The organism is Nonomuraea sp. NPDC004186 (genome assembly GCF_053603495.1).
Genome location: NZ_JBSGFQ010000033.1, coordinates 1 through 17464, shown reverse-complemented (window position 1 = coordinate 17464; position 17464 = coordinate 1). Strand labels below are relative to the sequence as shown.

The following is a 17464-nucleotide window of genomic DNA, read 5'->3' as shown; positions in this document are numbered from 1 at the left end:
TCCTCGCCCCGGGTCGCGGGTGTCGCGGCGGCCGGAGTCTCCTGGCTCCCGGATCAGCGCTCACCCCGGCCTTCCCACCCGTCGCCGGGCAGTGGCCTGCGGTGGGGTTCGCTCCCCGGTCACAGTGGCGGGACCGCGCCGGATTCGCACCGGCTTCCTCCCTAGCCATCGCCTACAGGGAGCCTACGACAAGAGCGACCCCCGCCAGAAGTGGCGTTACCATCCTGATCGTGTCCATAGCCGACTTTTCCGGACGTATGCGCCCCGACGCCTGTCCGGGGGCGCTACAGGTGCACGAGGCCGCCGACGGCCCGCTGGCCCGCGTCCGCCTGCCCGGCGGCGCGATCTCACCCGCCCGGCTGCGCGAGCTGGCCGCCTGCGCGGCCGACCTCGGCTCGGACGTGATCGAGCTGACCTCCCGGGCGAACGTCCAGGTGCGCGGCCTGCGCTCACCCGCCGCCTTCGCCGAGCGGATCGCCGCCGCCGGACTGCTGCCGTCGCAGGCGCACGAGCGCGTACGCAACATCGTGGCCTCGCCGCTCGGCGGTCGCACGGGCCCCGGCCTGCTGGACCCGCAGCCCCTGGTGGCGGCGCTGGACCGGGCGCTGTGCTCGCGGCCCCGGCTGGCCGGGCTGCCGGGGCGGTTCCTGTTCGCGGTGGACGAGGGCAGCGGCGACATGCTCGCGCTGGGGGCCGACGTCACGTTCTTCGACGGGCGGCTGCTGCTAGCGGGCGTGGACGCCGGGCTCGCCGTGGGGGCGGACGTGGCCGCCGAACTCATGATCGCCGCCGCCGAGGCGTTCCTCGACGAACGGCCGGAAGGGGATCGGGGCGCGTGGCGGATCGCGGAGCTGGACAACGGCCCCGCCCGCATCGCCACCCGCCTCCGCACCACCACCGCCCCCCACGACCGCATCGCCCCCCACGACCGCACCACCACCGCCCCCCACGACCGCACCGCCTCCCATGACCGCACCGGCACAGCCCCCCGCGATCGCACCGGCACTGCCGACCGCGCCGCCGATGCCCGCACCGGGCACCAGTCGCACGCCGGGCCGGCCCCGGACGCCGAGATGTGGGCACCGCCCGCTCCGGTCGTCCGGGATACGGTCTCGGCGCCGCGTGCCGGGCGGGTCGAGCAGCGGGACGGGCGGGTGGCGCTGGAGGTCGTGGTGCCGCTCGGACGGCTGTCCGCCGCCCAGGCAAGCGCCATCGCCGCAGCGGCCGAGGCGAACGGCCCGGCCGGCACCACCGGCGCGCCTGGTCCGGGAGGCGCCACCGGCGTGCCCGATCCGGGAGACGCCACCGCGTCCGACCCGGGAGACGCCACCGGCGTGCCGGTCCGGCTGACGCCGTGGCGGACCGTCGTACTCCTCGACCTCCCGCCCGCCGCCGCCGGCCGGGCGGCGCGAATGCTGGAGGCGGCCGGGCTGGTGACGGACCCGGCGTCGCCGTGGGCCGGGGTGAGCGCCTGCACCGGCCGTCCGGGCTGCGCCAAGTCCCTGGCCGACGTCCAGGAGGACGCGCGGCGCTGGGTGGCGACCCTGGACGGCCCCCCGGCGATGCCCGTGCATTGGGCCGGTTGCGAACGGCGCTGCGGGCTGCCGCGCGGCCGGGTCGTCCAGATGGTCGCCACCGGCGACGGATACCAGGAAAGGCATCAGTGAGCGACTACATCCGCGACGGGGCCGAGATCTACCGGCGCTCGTTCGCGACCATCCGTGCCGAGGCCGACCTCACCGGGATGCCGCCCGAGGTCGCGCAGGTGGCGGTGCGGATGATCCACGCCTGCGGCATGACCGACCTCGTGACCGACCTGGACTGGTCGCCTGCCGTGGTCGTCCGGGCGCGCGCGGCGCTGCGAAGGGGCGCGCCCGTGCTGTGCGACGCGCAGATGGTCGCCTCCGGCGTGACCAGGCGCCGGCTGCCCGCGGACAACGCGGTGGTGTGCACGCTGGGCGACCCCGGCGTCCCGGAGCTGGCCGAACGGCTCGGCACCACGCGCAGCGCCGCCGCGCTGGAGCTGTGGCGCGACCGCCTCGACGGCGCGGTGGTGGCGATCGGCAACGCGCCGACCGCGCTGTTCCGGCTGCTCGAACTGGTCGCCGAGGGCGCGGGCAGGCCCGCCGCCGTGCTCGGCATCCCGGTGGGGTTCATCGGCGCGGCCGAGTCCAAGCGGGCACTGGCGGACAGCGACCTGGAATATCTGGTGGTGCACGGCCGCCGCGGCGGCAGTGCGATGACGGCGGCGGCGGTCAACGCCATCGCGAACGAGACGGAGTGATGGCGATGACGGGACGGCTGTACGGGGTCGGGCTCGGTCCCGGGGATCCCGAGCTGGTCACGGTCAAGACGGCCCGGCTGATCGGCGAGGCCGACGTGATCGCCTACCACGCCGCCAGGCACGGCCGCAGCATCGCCCGCTCGATCGCGCTGCCGTACATGACGGAAGGCCAGATCGAGGAGCTGCTGCTCTACCCGCTGACCACGGAGACCACCGACCACCCCGGCGGCTACCAGGGCGCGCTCGACGACTTCTACGCCGACTGCGCCGAGCGGCTGGCCGCCCACCTGGACGCGGGCCGGACCGTGGTCGTGCTGTCCGAGGGAGACCCGCTGTTCTACGGCTCGTACATGCACATGCACAAGCGGCTCGCCCACCGCTATCCGACCGAGGTGGTGCCCGGCGTCACCTCCGTCAGCGCCGCCTCGGCCGTGCTGGGCCGGCCGCTGGTGGAGCGGGACGAGGTGCTGACCGTGCTGCCCGGCACGCTGCCCGCCGAGGTGCTGGCGGACAGGCTCCGCGGCACCGACTCGGCGGCGGTGCTCAAGCTGGGCCGGACGTTCGAGAAGGTCCGCGACGCGCTGGCCGAGGCCGGGCGGCTGGACGACGCCTGGTACGTCGAGCGCGCCACCATGGGAGCCGAACGCGTCGCGCCGCTCAAGGACGTGGACGCCGACGGCGTTCCGTACTTCTCGCTGGCCCTGCTCGCCAGCCCCGCCGAGCGGACCTTCGTCCCCGAACCGCCCCCGACCGAGACCCGGGGCGAGGTGGTCGTGGTGGGCCTCGGGCCCGCCGGGCGACCGTGGCTCACGCCCGAGGCCCAGGAGGCGCTGGCGGCCGCGACCGACCTCGTCGGGTACGGCCCGTACGTGGACCGCGTCGCCCCGAACCCGCGCCAGCGCCGCCACCGCACCGACAACCGGGTGGAGGCCGAGCGCGCCCGGCACGCGCTGGAGCTGGCCCGCGACGGCGCGCGGGTGGCCGTGGTGTCCTCCGGCGACCCGGGCGTGTTCGCGATGGCCAGCGCCGTGCTGGAGGCCGCGGCCGGCTTCCCGGACGTGCCGGTGCGGATCGTCCCCGGGCTGACCGCCGCCCAGGCCGTGGCCAGCCGGGTCGGCGCGCCGCTGGGCCACGACTACTGCGTGCTGTCGCTGTCGGACCTGCTCAAGCCGTGGGAGGTGGTGGCCGGCCGGCTGAGCGCCGCCGCGAAGGCGGACCTGGTGCTGGCGATCTACAACCCGGCCTCGCGCAGCCGTACGTGGCAGGTCGCCGCCGCCCGTGACCTGCTGCTGGAGCACCGCGACGCCGCCACCCCGGTGGTGATCGGGCGTAATGTCGGCGGCGAGCGGGAGAGCGTCACCGTCACCACGCTCGGGGAGCTCGATCCCGCGCAGGTGGACATGCGCTGCCTGCTGATCGTCGGCTCCTCGACGACCCGGGTCACCGAGCGCGGCGTCGTCTACACGCCGCGCCGCTATCCCTGAGCCCAGGCGGCCGCCTCCGCGGCGGTCTCCACCAGCCGGACGCCGGGGGGCAGTGGCGGCCGGTCCACCATGATCACCGGCAGTCCGAGCTCGCGGGCCGCGACCAGCTTGGCGGTGGTCATCGGCCCGCCGCTGTCCTTGGTGACCAGCACGTCCAACCGGTGCTCGCGGATGAGGGCGCGTTCGCCATCGACCGTGTACGGCCCCCGGTCCAGCAGGACGTGCACGTGGTCCGGGATCGGCGGTTCGGGCGGATCGACGGACCTGGCCAGCAGCCACATCCCGGCCAGACCGGTGAAGACCGGCAGGCTCCGGCGGCCGGTGGTCAGGAACACCCGCAGCGGGCCGCCGCCCGGCGGTGCGGCGGCCTCGGGAAGGAACGCGCCTGCCGGGTCGTCGCTGAGCCGTGCGGCGGCCTCGGACCGTCGTGCGGCCGCCTCGGACAGTTGTGTGGCCGTCCCGGACAGTCGTGCGGCGGCCGCGGGCAGGGAGGGCACGCGCTGCCAGGTGTCGCCCGGTCCCTCCCGCCAGCCCGGGCGGCGCAGGACGAGCAGCGGCACGCCCGTCCGCGCCGACGCCTCGGCCGCCGAGGCCGTCATCCGCGCGGCGAACGGGTGCGTGGCGTCCACCAGGGCGTCGATCCGCTCGGCCGCCAGCCAGGCGGCCAGCCCGTCCGGCCCGCCGAACCCGCCCTCGCGCACCTCCCCGACCGGCAAGCGCGGGTTGCTCACCCGCCCGGCCAGCGACGACACCACGTGAACGCCCCGGCCGGACAGCTCGGCGGGCAGCCCGCCGGACAGCTCGGCGGCCAGCGCCCGCGCCTCGGCCGTGCCGCCCAGGATCAGGACCCGTCGCACGGCCGTTCCCGCTCCGCGCTGTAGAGGTGGCTGTCGGGGAACTGCGTGGCCGACAGCACCCGGCCGACGACGATCACCGCCGTACGCCGGATCCCGGCCGCCTGGACCTGCCCGGCGATGTCCGCCAGCGTGCCGCGCAGGATCACCTCGTCCGGCCTGCTGGCCCGGGCCACCACCGCCACCGGGCAGTCCGGCCCGTACGAGGGCAGCAACTCCTCCACCACCGCCTCGATCCGCTGCACGGCCAGGTGCAGCACGATCGTGGCGCCGCTCGCGCCCAGGGTCTTCAGGTCCTCCCCTTCGGGCATCGGCGTGGCCCGCGCCGAGGTGCGGGTCAGGATGACGGTCTGCCCGACGCCGGGCACGGTCAGCTCCCTGCCCAGCGCGGCCGCCGCCGCCGCGAACGCCGGCACGCCGGGGACCACCTCGTACGGCACGCCGAGCTCGTCCAGCCTGCGCATCTGCTCGGCCACCGCGCTGAACACCGACGGGTCGCCGGAGTGCAGCCGCGCCACGTCCAGGCCCGCGCGGTGGGCGGCCAGCAGCTCCACCACGATCTCGTCGAGGGTGAGGTTCGCGGTGTCGACGAGCCTGGTTCCCACGACGCAGGCGTCCAGGAGCTCGCGGGGCACGAGCGAACCCGCATACAGGCAGACCGGCGACGACTGCAGCCGCCGCAGGCCGCGCAGCGTGATCAGATCGGCGGCGCCGGGGCCCGCCCCGATGAAGTACACGGTCACGGCACGTCCTTCCTGGTGACCGACCACACGGTCACCGGCATCGCGGCCCGCCAGCCCGTGAAGGAGCCGACGGGTGAGGCCCGCTGTACGGCCAGGCGGACCAGATCGCCGCCGAGCCGGGCGTACCACTGGGCCATGACGGACTCGGACTCCAGGGTGACGGCGTTCGCCACCAGCCTGCCGCCGGGCCGCAGCGCCGCCCAGCAGGTCTCCAGCACCCCGGGCACGGTCAGGCCGCCGCCGACGAACACCGCGTCCGGCGCCGGCAGGCCCTTCAGCGCGGCCGGCGCCCGGCCTTCGACGATCCGCAGCGCCGGCACGCCGAGCCGGTCGGCGTTGCGCGCGATGGCGGCGGCGCGGTCGGCCCTGCTCTCGATCGCCACGGCCAGGCACGCCGGATGGCTGCGCATCCACTCGACGGCGATGCTGCCCGCGCCCGCGCCCACGTCCCACAGCGTCTGCCCGGGCAGCGGGGCGAGCCGCGACAGGCTGACGGCGCGGACCTCCCGCTTGGTGAGCTGCCCGTCGTGCTCGAACGCGGCATCGGGCAGGCCGGGCACGCGGGGGAGGGGTTCGGCGCCGGGGGCGGGGACGCACTCGAGGGCGATCACGTTCAGCGCGGAGGGGGCGGCTTCCCGCGATTCCCAGGTCTCCGCCGTTCCCGTCAGTACGCTCTCTGAGCCCGCGCCCAGGTCCGACAGGACGGTCATGGGGCTGGGGCCGTACCCGAGCCCGGTCGCGAGCCCGGCCACCAGGGACGGGGAGTCGCGGCCGGCGCCGAGCACGAGGAGCCGCCGCCCCGGCAGGATCGCGGCGTTCAGCGCGGCAGGGGGGCGGCCCACGAGGCTGACCACGTCCACCTGCTCCACCGGCCAGCCGAGCCGGGCGCACGCCAGCGACAGCGACGAGACGTGCGGCACCACGCGGATGTTCGCCGAGCCCAGCAAGCGCACCAGCGTGGCGCCGATGCCGTAGAACATGGGATCGCCGCTGGCCAGCACGCACACCTCGCGCCCGGCGTACGTCTCCATGAGGGAGGGCAGCGCGGGCAGCAGCGGGGAGGGCCAGGCCACGCGCTCGGCGGTCGGGACGGGCACGAGGTCGAGCTGCCTGCGCCCGCCCATGAGCACCTCGGCGGCCTCCAGCGAGCGCCGCGCGTCCGGGGACAACCCGTCCCAGCCGTCCGCGCCGACGCCGACGATCGTGATCACACGTTGCCCAGGACGCGCGTCACGTGGATCTCCACGACCACCCGCGCCGGGTTGGGGCGCGGCGGCTTGTAGCGGGCGGCGTAGCGGTGCTCGGCGTCGGCCACCTGTTCAGGCTCGGTACGCAGCACCGCCCGGCCCTCCAGCGTCGACCAGCGGCGGCCGTCCACCTGGCAGAGCGCCACCGGCGCGCCGTCGGTCCCGATGAGCCCGGCCTTGACCGAGGTGCCCGAGGTGATGACCCGGGCGATGCCGGTGGCCAGGTCCAGCGTCGCGCCCACCGGCACCACGTGCGGCGGGCCGTCGGGGCGCGTGGTGGAGAGCGTGCACAGGTGCCGCTCCTGCCAGAACGCGGCGAAGGCGTCGCCCTGTTCGACGAGATTCACGGCCCTCCTTGGGTGATTTGCGAGGCATATCGTATATCTGCCGTTCTGGCAGAATCTTGCGGGTGAAGCGGCTACTCGTCATCGGTATCGGCGCCGGCGATCCCGACCATCTCACCCTGCAGGCGGTCAAGGCCATCGGCGCCACGGACGTGTTCCTCATCGTGGACAAGGGTGAGGTCAAGCATGAACTGGTCCAGCTCCGGCTGGATCTCGTCGCCGAGCACGGCCGCGCGCCGTACCGGATCGCCGAGGCCCGCGACCCCGAGCGCGACCGGACCACCCCGGCGTACACCGCCGCAGTGGAGGACTGGCGCTCGCGCCGCGCGCTCGCCTGCGAGGCGCTCATCCGCGACGAGCTGCGCGACGGCCAGACCGGGGCGTTCCTGGTGTGGGGCGACCCCGGCGTGTACGACAGCACGCTTGCCATCGTCGAGGAGATCCTCCTGCGAGGCAACGTGACATTCGAGTACGAGGTCATCCCCGGGATCAGCAGCGTGGCCGCGCTCACCGCCCGCCACCGCACCGGCCTCACCCAGGTCGGGCGGCCCGTGCACCTCACCACCGGGCGGCGCCTGGCCGAGCACGGCCCCACCGCCGACGACGTGGTGGTCATGCTCGACGCCCACTGCTCGTTCGCCGGGCTCGACGACTTCCACATCCACTGGGGCGCCTACCTGGGCACACCCGACGAGATCCTGGTCTCCGGGCCGGTGGCGGAGGTCGGCGACCGCATCCGCGAACTGCGCGCCGAGGCGCGGGCCCGCAAGGGCTGGATCATGGACACGTACCTGCTGCGTCGCCTGGAGGACTGACGGGCCCGTCCCGGTCGCTTAATCGCCCGTTGTTCGCAAGAGCATATTCAATGCAGACTGATCATCTGACGGCGAAGCGGGGAGGGGGTCGCGCATCGAGGTGCCCGCGTTCGGAGGTTCGGGGGTTGCGCCGGTGCCCGCGCGGGCTTCGTCGGGCGCGCCCCCGGGTGCGCCGTCGGGCGTGCTGCCGGGCGCGCTGCCGGGCGGGCCGCTGGGCGCATCGGGGCGAGAGGCGCCGGGGCGAGGCGGGTTCGGGACCGTGGCCGGGTGCGCATGAGCGAGGAAGCGGACCTGGGGGAGGCGTTGACCCGCCTCGGCCTGCGCAAGACGGTGCCGAGGTTGACGATCCTGACCGCTTTGCGCGACGCGGCGACCCATCTCAGCGTGCCGCGCCTGCACCGGCTGGTGACCTCCGCGTACGAGATGATCAGCGTGTCCACCGTCTACCGCAACGTGACGGTGATGACCGCCCACGGCGTCCTGCACAGCGTCGATCACGCCGGTGAGACGCTCTTCGGCCTCTCGACGACGCCTCACCACCACCTGATCTGCCGCCGCTGCGACGTGCTCGTCGAGCTCCCCGCGGACCACCTCGCCACGGCGGAGGCGACGGTCATGGAGAGCACCGGCTTCGCGATGGACCCCGTCGGCCAGGTGCTGCGCGGCCACTGCCGCCGATGTCGACGTGCGCTACTTGCATGATTATTGTTCTTGCAAGATATTTGCAAGTAGCACCTTTCGAGGAGAGAACGCCGATGGGCGAATACACCCTTCCGGACATGCCGTACGACTACGCGGCCCTGGAGCCCGCGATCACCGGGGAGATCCTGGAGCTGCACCACGCCAAGCACCACGCCGCCTACGTCAAGGGCGCCAACGACACCCTGGAGCGGCTGGCCGAGGCGCGCGACAAGGGAGAGTTCGGCGGCCTGGTCGGGCTGGAGAAGACGTTCGCGTTCAACCTGTCCGGGCACGTCCTGCACACGATCTTCTGGCAGAACCTGTCCCCGGACGGCGGCGACCGCCCCGACGGCGAGCTGGGCGACGCGATCACCGAGCACTTCGGCTCCTTCGACGCGTTCAGGAAGCAGCTCACCGCCGCCACCGCCACCGTGCAGGGCTCCGGCTGGGGCGTGCTGGCCTGGGAGCCGCTCGGCCGCCGCCTGGTGGTCGAGCAGGTCTACGACCATCACGGCAACGTCGGCATGAACACCGCCCCGCTGCTGGTGTTCGACGCCTGGGAGCACGCGTACTACCTGCAGTACCGCAACGTGCGCCCGGACTACGTCGAGAAGCTCTGGGGCCTGATCAACTGGAACGACGTCATCGCCCGCTACGACGCCGCCCGCGGCGCCTGACGTCCCAACATCGGCGGCGCCCACCCACTGGTCCGAGCTTGGTCCGCAGGGCCGGTGGGCGGGCGCCGCTCATCTCGACCTCCGCCACGATCGGAGGGATCTGTCGATCTGATCGGCGGCCGTTCGTATGGAAGACGACAGGACGACGTCTCATGACGACGAAGGACGCGGTGATGATGAGCGGGACAAGGACGCTGCTGGCAGGCCGAGGGCTGGTCGAGTCGCCACGGTGGCACGGTGACAGGTTGTACTTCTCCGACTGGTCCGCGGGCGAGGTCGTCGCCGTCGATCTGGGCGGTCACAGCGAGGTCGTGGCACGGGTCGCGTCGTTGCCGCTGTGCACCGCGTGGTCGCCGGAAGGCAGCCTCCTGATCGTCTCGTCCCCGGACGGCCGGCTGCTGCGCTTGGAGCCCGATGGGTCGCCGGTCACCCACGCGGATCTCGGCCGGACCGGGTGGAACGACATCGTGGTGGACGGCCGCGGCAACGCCTACGTCAACCGCTGCGGTTTCGACCCGATGGCGGGGGAGCCGTTCAAGCCCGGCTACGTCTACCAGGTCACGCCCGACGGGGCGGTGCGGCAGGTGGCCGACGACATCGCGTTCCCGAACGGGATGGCGGTGCTCGCCGACAACTCCACCCTCATCGTCGCCGACTCCTACCGCCACCAGTTGGTGGGCTTCGACATCGCGGAGGACGGCTCGCTGTCCGGCCGCCGGGTCTGGGCCGAGCTCGGCGAGGGCACCCCGGACGGCATCTGCGTCGATGAGGAGAAGGCGGTCTGGTACGCCGACGTGCCCAACCGGCGCTGCGTACGCGTGGCCGAAGGCGGCGAGGCGCTGCAGACCGTCGAGCTCGACCGGGGCGGCTTCGCCTGCGCCCTGGGCGGGCCGGACGGGAGGACGCTGTTCGTCGTGGCGGCGGAGTGGCAGGGCATGACGTCGTCCGACCTGGTCGTGCCCGGCTCCGGCCAGGTGCTCACGGTCGAGGTCGAGGTGCCTGGAGCCGGGTGGCCGTGATGTGCGTCCCGGAACGGGCGGTCAGCCGGCGATCGCCGCGATGAGTTCGTCCCGGCTCTGTGCCCGGGTCTTGCGGTACACCGATTTCAAGTGGTCGTTGATGGTGTACGTGGACAGGTCCAGAATTCGGGCGATCTGTTTCGCCGACGCCCCGGCGTACAGGTATTCGATGACGCGGCGTTCGCCGGTGGTGATGCCGTACCAATCGCAGAATGACGGCAGCAGCAGTTTGCCGCCTGCCGCCTGGATGAGAACGGCCACGTCGCTGTCGCCGTTCTCGTCCAGCGGCTGGCCATGGATCAATATCCAGCGCCCGAAATTCGCCGCCGGCGCGCAGACCAGCGGCGTCCAGGCGCGCGGATCGCGAGTATGCGCCCGTACGTGCAGCGACAGGCCGACCCAGAACGCGTCGGCGATCCAGTCCGGCACCCCGCTCCCGGCAGCGGGCCACATCTGCCGCACCCATGCCCCTGCCTGGGGCGAGATGGATCGGACCGTGTGGTCAGGGCTGATCGTGATGACCCCCGTCGGCAGCGCCGGGACGGTGGGTGTCAGCGGGCCGGCCGTCACATACCCGCGCAACGCCGCCGGCAGGGCAGGGGCGAGTCGCTGGATCCGGTGGAAGTCCCGCTCGCCGAAGGGCCTGGCGCCCTCGGCGCGAAGCAGGCCGAGCAGGCCCCACACCCCGTGGCGGTCCCGTATCACCAGGCGCAGTTCGCTGCCGGCTCCGTGGGCGGCCAGGACCTGCCGGATCAGAGTGTTGCGCCGGCCGTCGCCGGCGCCCGCTCCGACGACGCACACCGGCATGCTCTGCCGGGCGAGGGCCGGCAGCGGGCACGGGTCGCCGTGCAGATATCCGTTGAGCACCAGGGCGCTGATCAGCGCGGGCTGGTATTCGTGCCAGAAGCTGAACGCGCCCAGGCCCATGCCGATCGCCGGGTTCAGGGCGACCAGTCGGAGCGCGTCGTGCGGCACCTGGCGTCCGACGATCTGCGAGATCGCCGCGCCCACGTCGGCCGGAGTGGCGGGCGGACCGAGCGCCGCGCATAGTTCACGGGCGATTCGCCCCTCGCCGTCCGTCACCTGATGCTGCGAGTGTCGACCATCGCGTTTCGGGCCTTTCCTGTGTTTTTGTTCGGCTGCTGTATTTGACCAAATTGTCACTAATTAGGGATCGGCGCGGCTCGCTTACTGTGTGCCGGGCTCTTTATTTTATATTTCTCTTGTCGATGTGTTTGTTATGTCCCCCAGGGTGTCCGGCCGTATCGACTTACGCGCCATCACCGCGACGCTGCCGCGCCCTCCCTGTGGCCGGCCCCTGTACGGTCTTGTACGGATAATTCGGAGCGCGTTCCCAACGGCAAGGCCATCTCCGATCGTCGATCTGACGAAAGGAGCGCAACGTGCCGGCACTTGGCCGTACAACAAGGTGTGCCGCGGGGATCGCCGCGGCACTGGCATTGATCGTGGGGTTGCCCACCAGCGCGCAGGCAGCGGTGGGCGACCTCGTCTTCGTCCGGACGATCGCGCAGAACGTTCCCGGTGCCGTGGACATCGGCCCGGTCAATCCGCTGGACTGGGCGTCGGCGGCGACGCTGTCGGGCAACGGAAGCACCGTCTACGTCGTGGCCGGCGGCGATGGCGGGTCGGGCACGGCGCAGCCGGCGATTTCCACGTTCCGCCGGGCCGCGAACGACACGCTGTCCCTCACCGGCTGCATGGGTGGGCTTGCGGGGTGCCGCCCGACGAAGGTGGACAATGTGGAGACCCCGGGCCGCCTGTACGCCGCCGGCTCTGTGGTGACCGCGGGCGTCCACGCGTACGTGTCCACTCCCGCCGCCGTGGTCGGCTTCAGCACGGCGGCCAACGGCGACCTCGTGACGGATTTCTGCGTTTGGGACCCGTCATGCGGCAGCGTGGCGGCCCTGCCCGGGCTCGCTCCCTGGGCGACGTCGCAGAACGCGCTGACGGCGACCGCGGACGGCCGCGACCTGTACCTGTACGCGGCAGGTGGCGGCAAAGGCGCGGTTTACCACCTGCGGCGCGACGGTGTCACCGGTCGCCTCGCTTACAGCGGCTGCATCGGGGAGGCGATGCCGGGCTGCACCTCGATCGGCCGTACCGGCGTCATGACCTCCTCGGGCGACGTCGTCGTGAGCGCCGACGGGCGCAGCCTCTACGTCGTGGCCCAGCGGCCCGGCTCGGTGACGCACTTCCGGCGCGACCTCACCACGGGCTCGCTCACGGAGGCGGGCTGTGTGGGTGAGTCCGGGGTCGGTGGCTGCGCGATCCCCGTCACCGACGGCCTGCTCGGCATCACCCAGGGCGCGATCACCCAGGCCGGCGACAGCCTCTATGTGTCGGGACCGAGTGGCGTCACTCATCTGCACCGCGACACCGCCACCGGCGATATCGCCTATTGGGGCTGTATCGGTTACGTCGCAGGGTGCCGTGCCGCCGGTCCCCAGGGCCAGTACGTCGACGTGGCGGTCAGCGCCGACGGCACGAGCGTCTACGGGAGCGTCCAAGGCCAGGCCTTCGCGTGGGGAGCAGTCACCCACCTGCGCCGTTCCCCCCAAGGGGACTTGACGTACGCCGGGTGCATCGGGGAGGGCCTGCCGCAATGGTGCCGCCCGATCGGGCCGACAGGGGTGATGAACCACGCCGGCCCGGTGCTCGCTCCCGCCAGTTCGCAGGTCGTCTACAGCTTGGGTGTTCACGCGCGTGGGGCGATCAGCCAGTTCACCCGGATGACGTCATAGGAGGGGGCCGGCAGGGCGGGCCGGGGAAGCGCATCCTCGGCCCGCGCCCGTACGCGCTCGCGCTCGGCTCCCTCCTGGGCGAGGTCGCCCGCCTCTCACCCGCGCGCCCCCGCCGCCCGCTACCCTGACGACCCCGAGGCGGCGCGGAACGGCGTCCGGCCCCTGCCCGCCGACCTGGGGCAGGCGCTGCTGAGACTGCCGCGCGAGGCGGACTCCGGCGTGGTGGCCCGCGCCGGCCGGGTGACCTCCGAGGCGGGTGCCACGCTGGTGCGCTGGCTCAAGGCACGGCCGGAACCCGTGACGAGCGTCGAATGGCCCACCGCGCCCGGCGGCCGTCCGCGCCCGCGCATCCGGCAGGAGCCGACGGGGGTGGCGTTCGTGGACGCGCTGTTCTGTGACCCGCCCCTCCACAGGCCGAGCCACCACGGCTCCTACGAGTTGTCGTGGTGGCTCGTGCTGCCCTCGGACCGGTCGTGGCCATGCACCTCATCCCGCACCTGTACGACGGCTGGGAGGGGCCAGGCCACCTGCGCCCGCCCGCGACCCGGCTCTGCCACCAGGACGGGCCCGCGGGCGAAGGGATGGCGCTGCTTGCGGGCATCATGCTGGGCGAGCGCGGCTGGAACGCCGAGCACTGCCGGGAGCTGCTGCTGCGGGCGGTCGCCACCGAGGCCCTGCCCGCCGCGGAGTGCGGACGGCAGCTGGGGCACTGCCTGCGCCCGCTCGACGTCAAGTTCGGCCCGGTGCTGCAGGCGCTCGACGAGTGCGCGCGGCAGGGCGCGCACCGGGAGGTCTGGCAGATCGTGAGCGGCCTGCTGCCCGTCTTCCTGCCGCGGCCCGGGGAGCGGGCCAACGCCGCTCACACCCGGGCGCTGGAGTTCGCCGCCGAAGTGGCCGGCTGGGCCGGGGCGCGCGGCACGATCCCCGAGGTCGCCGGCATCGCCGCGCGTGACGGGTCGAGCGGGCTCATCCACGCGGCCCGCCGGTTGGACGAGCACCTCGGCCGGGCGTGAAGGAGGCCCCACGACTCGATGGGCCGGCCGGGCCTCGCTGAGGGCGCAGGCGCGTCAGAGCAGGTGTTGGTGGCGGGTGGCCGCTTCTTGCCGGACCTCGGTGAGGAACAGCTCGGTTTGGCGTTCCCGCCGCCGGTCGTCGTCCGGATCGTGCCAGGAGGAGGCGTCCTGCGTGCGCGCATGGCCGGCGTAGTGCAGCCAGCAGCCGTGGATGCCGGCCATGAGGTTGTCGAGCAGGTCGAGGGCCGGCCGGGCGGGGTCGAGCGAGGTGATGGGCAGGCAGACGGAGTCGGAGCCGGAGTGGGGGTGGTCGATCCGGGTCCTGGCCACGAGGCGTTCGGCGGCGGCGATGCGCCGCTTGGCGTCGGTCACGCCGCAGAGGTGGCCCTCGGCGACGTGCAGGGTGTGGCGGATGAGCGGCATGACCGTCTGGCGCGGTGTGGCGCCGAAGCTGATGGCGCTCACGATCTCGACGAGGCTTTCGACGGCGAGGGGCCTGAGGTGGTCGCCCTCGGCCACGACCTGCACCGGATGCTGCCGGACGCGGCGGCCCGTCGCGGCGGCCGCCGCGTGCAGCCAGTGCGCGGCGGCGATGGCGGCCGCGGCGGGGTCGATCTGCGTGATCAGCTCCTCGCAGCCGAAGGGCTGGCGGTTGAGGAAGGCGTCCGCCTGGGCGACCTGCAGGGGTGAGGCGTCCTCGCGGCTGAGGGTGACGGCCTGCTGGGCGCGTCCGGACAGGTCGCCGCGTTCGGCCTGTTCGACGGCCGACAGCTCGGCGGCGACGTCGGCGACGACCTGAACGGTGAGCTCCGGGCTGTCGAGGGCTCGCAGGGCGCGGCCGGTGCGCTGGGCTATCTCCCCGATCTTGGCGGGTACGGGGACGTGCGTGGCGGCGGTCAGGATCGGGACGACGCCGGTGAAGGCGTCGCGTTCGCGCTGCCGGTGCCAGCCGAGGCTGCCCGGTCCATGCTGGTCGGAGATGCTCGCCGGGTGGGTGTAGCAGCGCCAGCAGGCCTGCGACAGCTCGGTCAGGCGGGCGGCCAGACGCAGGGCGTCCGAGGCGCGGGCCGGGGGAAGAGTGGCCACGGTGACCGCGACGTCCCCGATGCCGGTGCTCCAGTGGGCGACGAGCGCGTTTCGGGCGTGATCGACGGCATACCGGGTCACGGCAGCTCCTTGAAGGGGGGAAACGCGAATGCATGCCCAGGATGCAGGATGCATCGCTGATCTGGGGGCTGTTTACGGCTGTTGCAGGTCGCTGATCAGCGCTTTTGTGGCGAGATGAGGGGGTAATTTCCTGGTTACGTCCCTGCGTCGAGTCGCATGAAGGTGGCGCCTTGCATGGCCGCGCGAGCGCCGAGGACGTGCCCGTCGCACATCAGCGACTCCGTCCCCACCCGGTCGGTCACCTTCCACGTCACCGGCTCGCCGCACTTCTGGCCGCGCCGGTTGTAGTCCCACGTACGGCGGCACACCCGGCAGGTGGACACGTTGGCCATGGAGGAGAGCGTGTTGCCGTGCTCGGGACAGACGCCCCACGGGAAGGCGCACGTCGACTCGGCCAGGGCCCGATACTGGGCCAGGTCTCCGGCCGCGCGCAGCAGGTCCTCGCCCGCTCGCTTCAGCCATTCGGCGGCGTGGTGCGCCGCCTGGAGATGGGCGCGTTCGGGTGAATCGGCGGGCAGACCGGCGTACAGGGCACGTGCCTCGGCCTGGAGTGCGTCGGCGCGGCCGGCCAGGTCGCGCAACTGGGCGGGAGTAATGTTCATCGCTGAGGATTCTCCCCTGTTTGTTCGGTAAGCGCGCAGACCCCGTCAGGGGCGGCTGGCGATGGTCAGGAGGGTCGCGGCGGGGCCCGTGAGGGAGCGGCCCCGGCGCCAGACCGCGCGCAGGTTCCTGACGAGGTTGAGGCCCGCCAGCGGCACCTCGACGAGGCGGCCGGTGGCCAGCTCGGCCTCGACCGCGTACCCGCTGAGCACCGCCGGGGCCGCGCCCGCCTGGGCGGCGCCCTTGACGGCCGAGTTCGACCCGAGCTCCAGGCGCGGGCTGGCCTGGTGGAGCCCGGTGAAGGCGACGTCCAGGGTCTCGCGGGTGCCCGAGCCGCGCTCGCGTACGACCAGCGGGGTAGCGGCCAGCTCGGCGCCCCTGAGCACCGTGCGGCGGCGCGCCCACGGGTGGCCCGGGGCGACCACGACGACCAGCCTGTCGGTGCCGACCACCCGGCTGGCCAGCCCGTCCGGCACGGTCGGCCCCTCCACGAACCCCAGCTCCACGCCCCCGGCCCCCGACAGCACCAGCGCCGCCACGTCGGCGGAGTTCAGCACGTCCAGGCCGATCTGGACCCCGGCCTCCCGGCTCTGGAACTCCCCGAGCCAGCGCGGCACCAGGTATTCGGCGACCGTCATGCTGGAGGCCACCCGCAGGTGCGCCGCCTCGCCGTGCCGGACGGCCTCGGCGGCCCGCATGAGCTCCTGCGCCGCCGCGAGCACCTGCGCGGCCCAGCCCGCCACCATCTTGCCCTCGGCGGTGAGCGTGGAGCCGCGCGGCGTCCGCTCCAGCAGCGGCAGGCCGAGCCGCCGTTCTAGCTGGGCGATGCGCTTGCTCGCCGACGGCTGCGCGATGCCCGCCAGCTTGGCCGCCTGCCCGAGGCTGCCGAGCTCGCCCACGTCCACGAGGAGCTTGAGGGAGTCGAGATCGGGCAGCGCAGTCATAGCCACAGGCTATGACCTCCCAGGCAATGCGCGGCTACCGGGCCTGTCGAAGGCCCCGAAGACTGGGATCATGCTTCCCACCCCCTCCAAGACGTCCTGCCTGCCGGGCATCGTGGCGTGCGCGCTGGCGACGGTGGCCGCCCTGGCCGTCAACCGGTTCGTGCCGGGGCTCAGCCCCGCCACCGCCGCGGTGGTCCTGGGGGCGGCGCTGGCCACCGCCGGGGTGATCCGCGCGCCGCTGCGTGCCGGGCTGATGTTCGTCTCCAGGCGGGTGCTGCGCGCGGCGATCGTGCTGCTCGGGCTGCAGATCGCGGTGCCGCAGGTGCTCGCGCTCGGGTGGCAGGCGCTCGCGGTCGTGGCCGCCGCCACGGGGCTCACGTTCGTGCTCACGCCACTGGCCGGCCGCCGCCTCGGCCTTTCCCCCGGTACGTCGCTGCTGGTCGCCACCGGCGTGTCGATCTGCGGGGCGGCGGCGATCGCGGCCATGCACGACAGTGCCGACAGCTCGGACGAGGACGCCGCGGGCGCGCTGAGCGTGGTGGTCCTCTACGGCAGCGCGGCCATCGTGGTGCTGCCGCTGCTGGCGTCCTGGCTGGGGCTGTCGTACGAGCAGCTCGGGGTGTGGGCGGGAGCGGCCGTGCACGAGGTCGCCCAGGTGGCGGCGATCGGCGCGGCCACGGGCGTGCTGGCGACGGCGGTGACGGTCAAGCTGGCCCGGGTCGTGCTGCTCGCCCCCATCGTCGCGGTCACCACGTCCCTGCGCCGCCCGCGCAGCGCCTCCGCCCAGCCGACGGTGGCCGTGCCTGCTCAGCCGGCGGCGGCGACCATGC

18 protein-coding genes and 1 riboswitch are annotated in these 17464 nt (G+C 73.5%); of the genes, 10 read left to right on the top strand and 8 right to left on the bottom strand.

The annotated features are described in order from the left end of the window. Positions 1–17 precede the first annotated feature (17 nt). Positions 18–213: riboswitch (cobalamin riboswitch) on the bottom strand. Between the two features lie 17 nt (positions 214–230). From ACWEPL_RS25805 to cobJ, 3 genes are read left to right on the top strand one after another with little or no spacing between them, the layout of a single operon-like run. Next, the gene (locus tag ACWEPL_RS25805) at positions 231–1667 is read left to right on the top strand and encodes a precorrin-3B synthase (RefSeq protein ID WP_452437663.1); all 1437 of its coding nucleotides are present in this window, start codon (positions 231–233) and stop codon (positions 1665–1667) included. Further along, complete coding sequence (locus tag ACWEPL_RS25800) at positions 1664–2284, top strand: precorrin-8X methylmutase (RefSeq protein ID WP_452437662.1); 621 nt, start codon at positions 1664–1666, stop codon at positions 2282–2284. The genes ACWEPL_RS25805 and ACWEPL_RS25800 overlap by 4 nt, the downstream gene beginning before the upstream one ends. A gap of 5 nt (positions 2285–2289) precedes the next feature. Continuing rightward, a complete protein-coding gene (gene cobJ / locus ACWEPL_RS25795) occupies positions 2290–3768 on the top strand; it encodes a precorrin-3B C(17)-methyltransferase (RefSeq protein ID WP_452437661.1) in 1479 nt (492 codons plus the stop codon). Here the strand turns inward: cobJ and ACWEPL_RS25790 are convergent. The 4 genes from ACWEPL_RS25790 to ACWEPL_RS25775 are packed head-to-tail and all read right to left on the bottom strand — an operon-like array spanning position 3759 to position 6959. Then, positions 3759–4625, bottom strand: coding sequence for a cobalt-precorrin-6A reductase (locus ACWEPL_RS25790; RefSeq protein ID WP_452437660.1), 867 nt, complete (start codon positions 4623–4625; stop codon positions 3759–3761). The genes cobJ and ACWEPL_RS25790 overlap by 10 nt on opposite strands. After that, complete coding sequence (cobM, locus tag ACWEPL_RS25785; protein WP_363971323.1) at positions 4610–5365, bottom strand: precorrin-4 C(11)-methyltransferase; 756 nt, start codon at positions 5363–5365, stop codon at positions 4610–4612. The genes ACWEPL_RS25790 and cobM overlap by 16 nt, the downstream gene beginning before the upstream one ends. Next, on the bottom strand, positions 5362–6576 hold the full coding sequence (gene cbiE, locus ACWEPL_RS25780; protein ID WP_452437659.1) for a precorrin-6y C5,15-methyltransferase (decarboxylating) subunit CbiE: 1215 nt from the start codon (positions 6574–6576) through the stop codon (positions 5362–5364). Before cbiE ends, cobM begins: the two co-directional genes overlap by 4 nt. Beyond that, a complete protein-coding gene (locus tag ACWEPL_RS25775; protein WP_363971319.1) occupies positions 6573–6959 on the bottom strand; it encodes a pyridoxamine 5'-phosphate oxidase family protein in 387 nt (128 codons plus the stop codon). The genes cbiE and ACWEPL_RS25775 overlap by 4 nt, the downstream gene beginning before the upstream one ends. Before the next feature lie 62 nt (positions 6960–7021). Between ACWEPL_RS25775 and cobF the strand changes: the two genes are divergently transcribed. The 4 genes from cobF (at position 7022) to ACWEPL_RS25755 (ending at position 10148) form a co-directional block, all read left to right on the top strand. Then, on the top strand, positions 7022–7771 hold the full coding sequence (gene cobF, locus ACWEPL_RS25770; RefSeq protein WP_452437658.1) for a precorrin-6A synthase (deacetylating): 750 nt from the start codon (positions 7022–7024) through the stop codon (positions 7769–7771). 273 nt (positions 7772–8044) lie between these two features. After that, entirely contained in the window at positions 8045–8473 is a 429-nt protein-coding gene (locus ACWEPL_RS25765) for a Fur family transcriptional regulator (RefSeq protein WP_452437657.1), read from the top strand. Positions 8474–8526: 53 nt separating this feature from the next. Next, positions 8527–9129 (top strand): superoxide dismutase, encoded by a 603-nt coding sequence (locus tag ACWEPL_RS25760; protein WP_355200306.1) that lies wholly within the window; start codon positions 8527–8529, stop codon positions 9127–9129. Between the two features lie 152 nt (positions 9130–9281). After that, positions 9282–10148 (top strand): SMP-30/gluconolactonase/LRE family protein, encoded by an 867-nt coding sequence (locus ACWEPL_RS25755; protein ID WP_452437656.1) that lies wholly within the window; start codon positions 9282–9284, stop codon positions 10146–10148. 21 nt (positions 10149–10169) lie between these two features. On the opposite strand, the gene ACWEPL_RS25750 is transcribed toward ACWEPL_RS25755, so the two are convergent. Next, positions 10170–11231, bottom strand: coding sequence for a helix-turn-helix transcriptional regulator (locus ACWEPL_RS25750; protein WP_452437655.1), 1062 nt, complete (start codon positions 11229–11231; stop codon positions 10170–10172). A 320-nt stretch (positions 11232–11551) separates the two neighbouring features. On the opposite strand from ACWEPL_RS25750, the gene ACWEPL_RS25745 reads away from it, so the two are divergent. Next, on the top strand, positions 11552–12910 hold the full coding sequence (locus tag ACWEPL_RS25745) for a hypothetical protein (protein WP_452437654.1): 1359 nt from the start codon (positions 11552–11554) through the stop codon (positions 12908–12910). Between the two features lie 443 nt (positions 12911–13353). Then, positions 13354–13923, top strand: a complete 570-nt coding sequence (locus ACWEPL_RS25740) for a hypothetical protein (RefSeq protein WP_452437653.1) — start codon at positions 13354–13356, stop codon at positions 13921–13923. Between the two features lie 54 nt (positions 13924–13977). On the opposite strand, the gene ACWEPL_RS25735 is transcribed toward ACWEPL_RS25740, so the two are convergent. From ACWEPL_RS25735 to ACWEPL_RS25725, 3 genes are all read right to left on the bottom strand, one after another. Further along, positions 13978–15090, bottom strand: a complete 1113-nt coding sequence (locus ACWEPL_RS25735) for a hypothetical protein (protein ID WP_363971303.1) — start codon at positions 15088–15090, stop codon at positions 13978–13980. Positions 15091–15224: 134 nt separating this feature from the next. Further along, entirely contained in the window at positions 15225–15692 is a 468-nt protein-coding gene (locus ACWEPL_RS25730; RefSeq protein ID WP_363971301.1) for a hypothetical protein, read from the bottom strand. Positions 15693–15737: 45 nt separating this feature from the next. Next, on the bottom strand, positions 15738–16634 hold the full coding sequence (locus tag ACWEPL_RS25725) for a LysR family transcriptional regulator (RefSeq protein ID WP_350727444.1): 897 nt from the start codon (positions 16632–16634) through the stop codon (positions 15738–15740). Between the two features lie 70 nt (positions 16635–16704). On the opposite strand from ACWEPL_RS25725, the gene ACWEPL_RS25720 reads away from it, so the two are divergent. Continuing rightward, on the top strand, positions 16705–17464 hold a 760-nt coding region (locus tag ACWEPL_RS25720), incomplete at its 3' end, for a YeiH family protein (protein WP_452437652.1).

Bases quoted from the DNA above. Each gene is read 5' to 3' on its own strand.
- cobJ (WP_452437661.1), top strand. From the start codon at position 2,290: ATGACGGGACGGCTGTACGGGGTCGGGCTCGGTCCCGGGGATCCCGAG.
- ACWEPL_RS25765 (WP_452437657.1), top strand. From the start codon at position 8,045: ATGAGCGAGGAAGCGGACCTGGGGGAGGCGTTGACCCGCCTCGGCCTG.
- ACWEPL_RS25760 (WP_355200306.1), top strand. From the start codon at position 8,527: ATGGGCGAATACACCCTTCCGGACATGCCGTACGACTACGCGGCCCTG.
- ACWEPL_RS25755 (WP_452437656.1), top strand. From the start codon at position 9,282: ATGACGACGAAGGACGCGGTGATGATGAGCGGGACAAGGACGCTGCTG.
- ACWEPL_RS25730 (WP_363971301.1), bottom strand. From the start codon at position 15,692: ATGAACATTACTCCCGCCCAGTTGCGCGACCTGGCCGGCCGCGCCGAC.
- ACWEPL_RS25725 (WP_350727444.1), bottom strand. From the start codon at position 16,634: ATGACTGCGCTGCCCGATCTCGACTCCCTCAAGCTCCTCGTGGACGTG.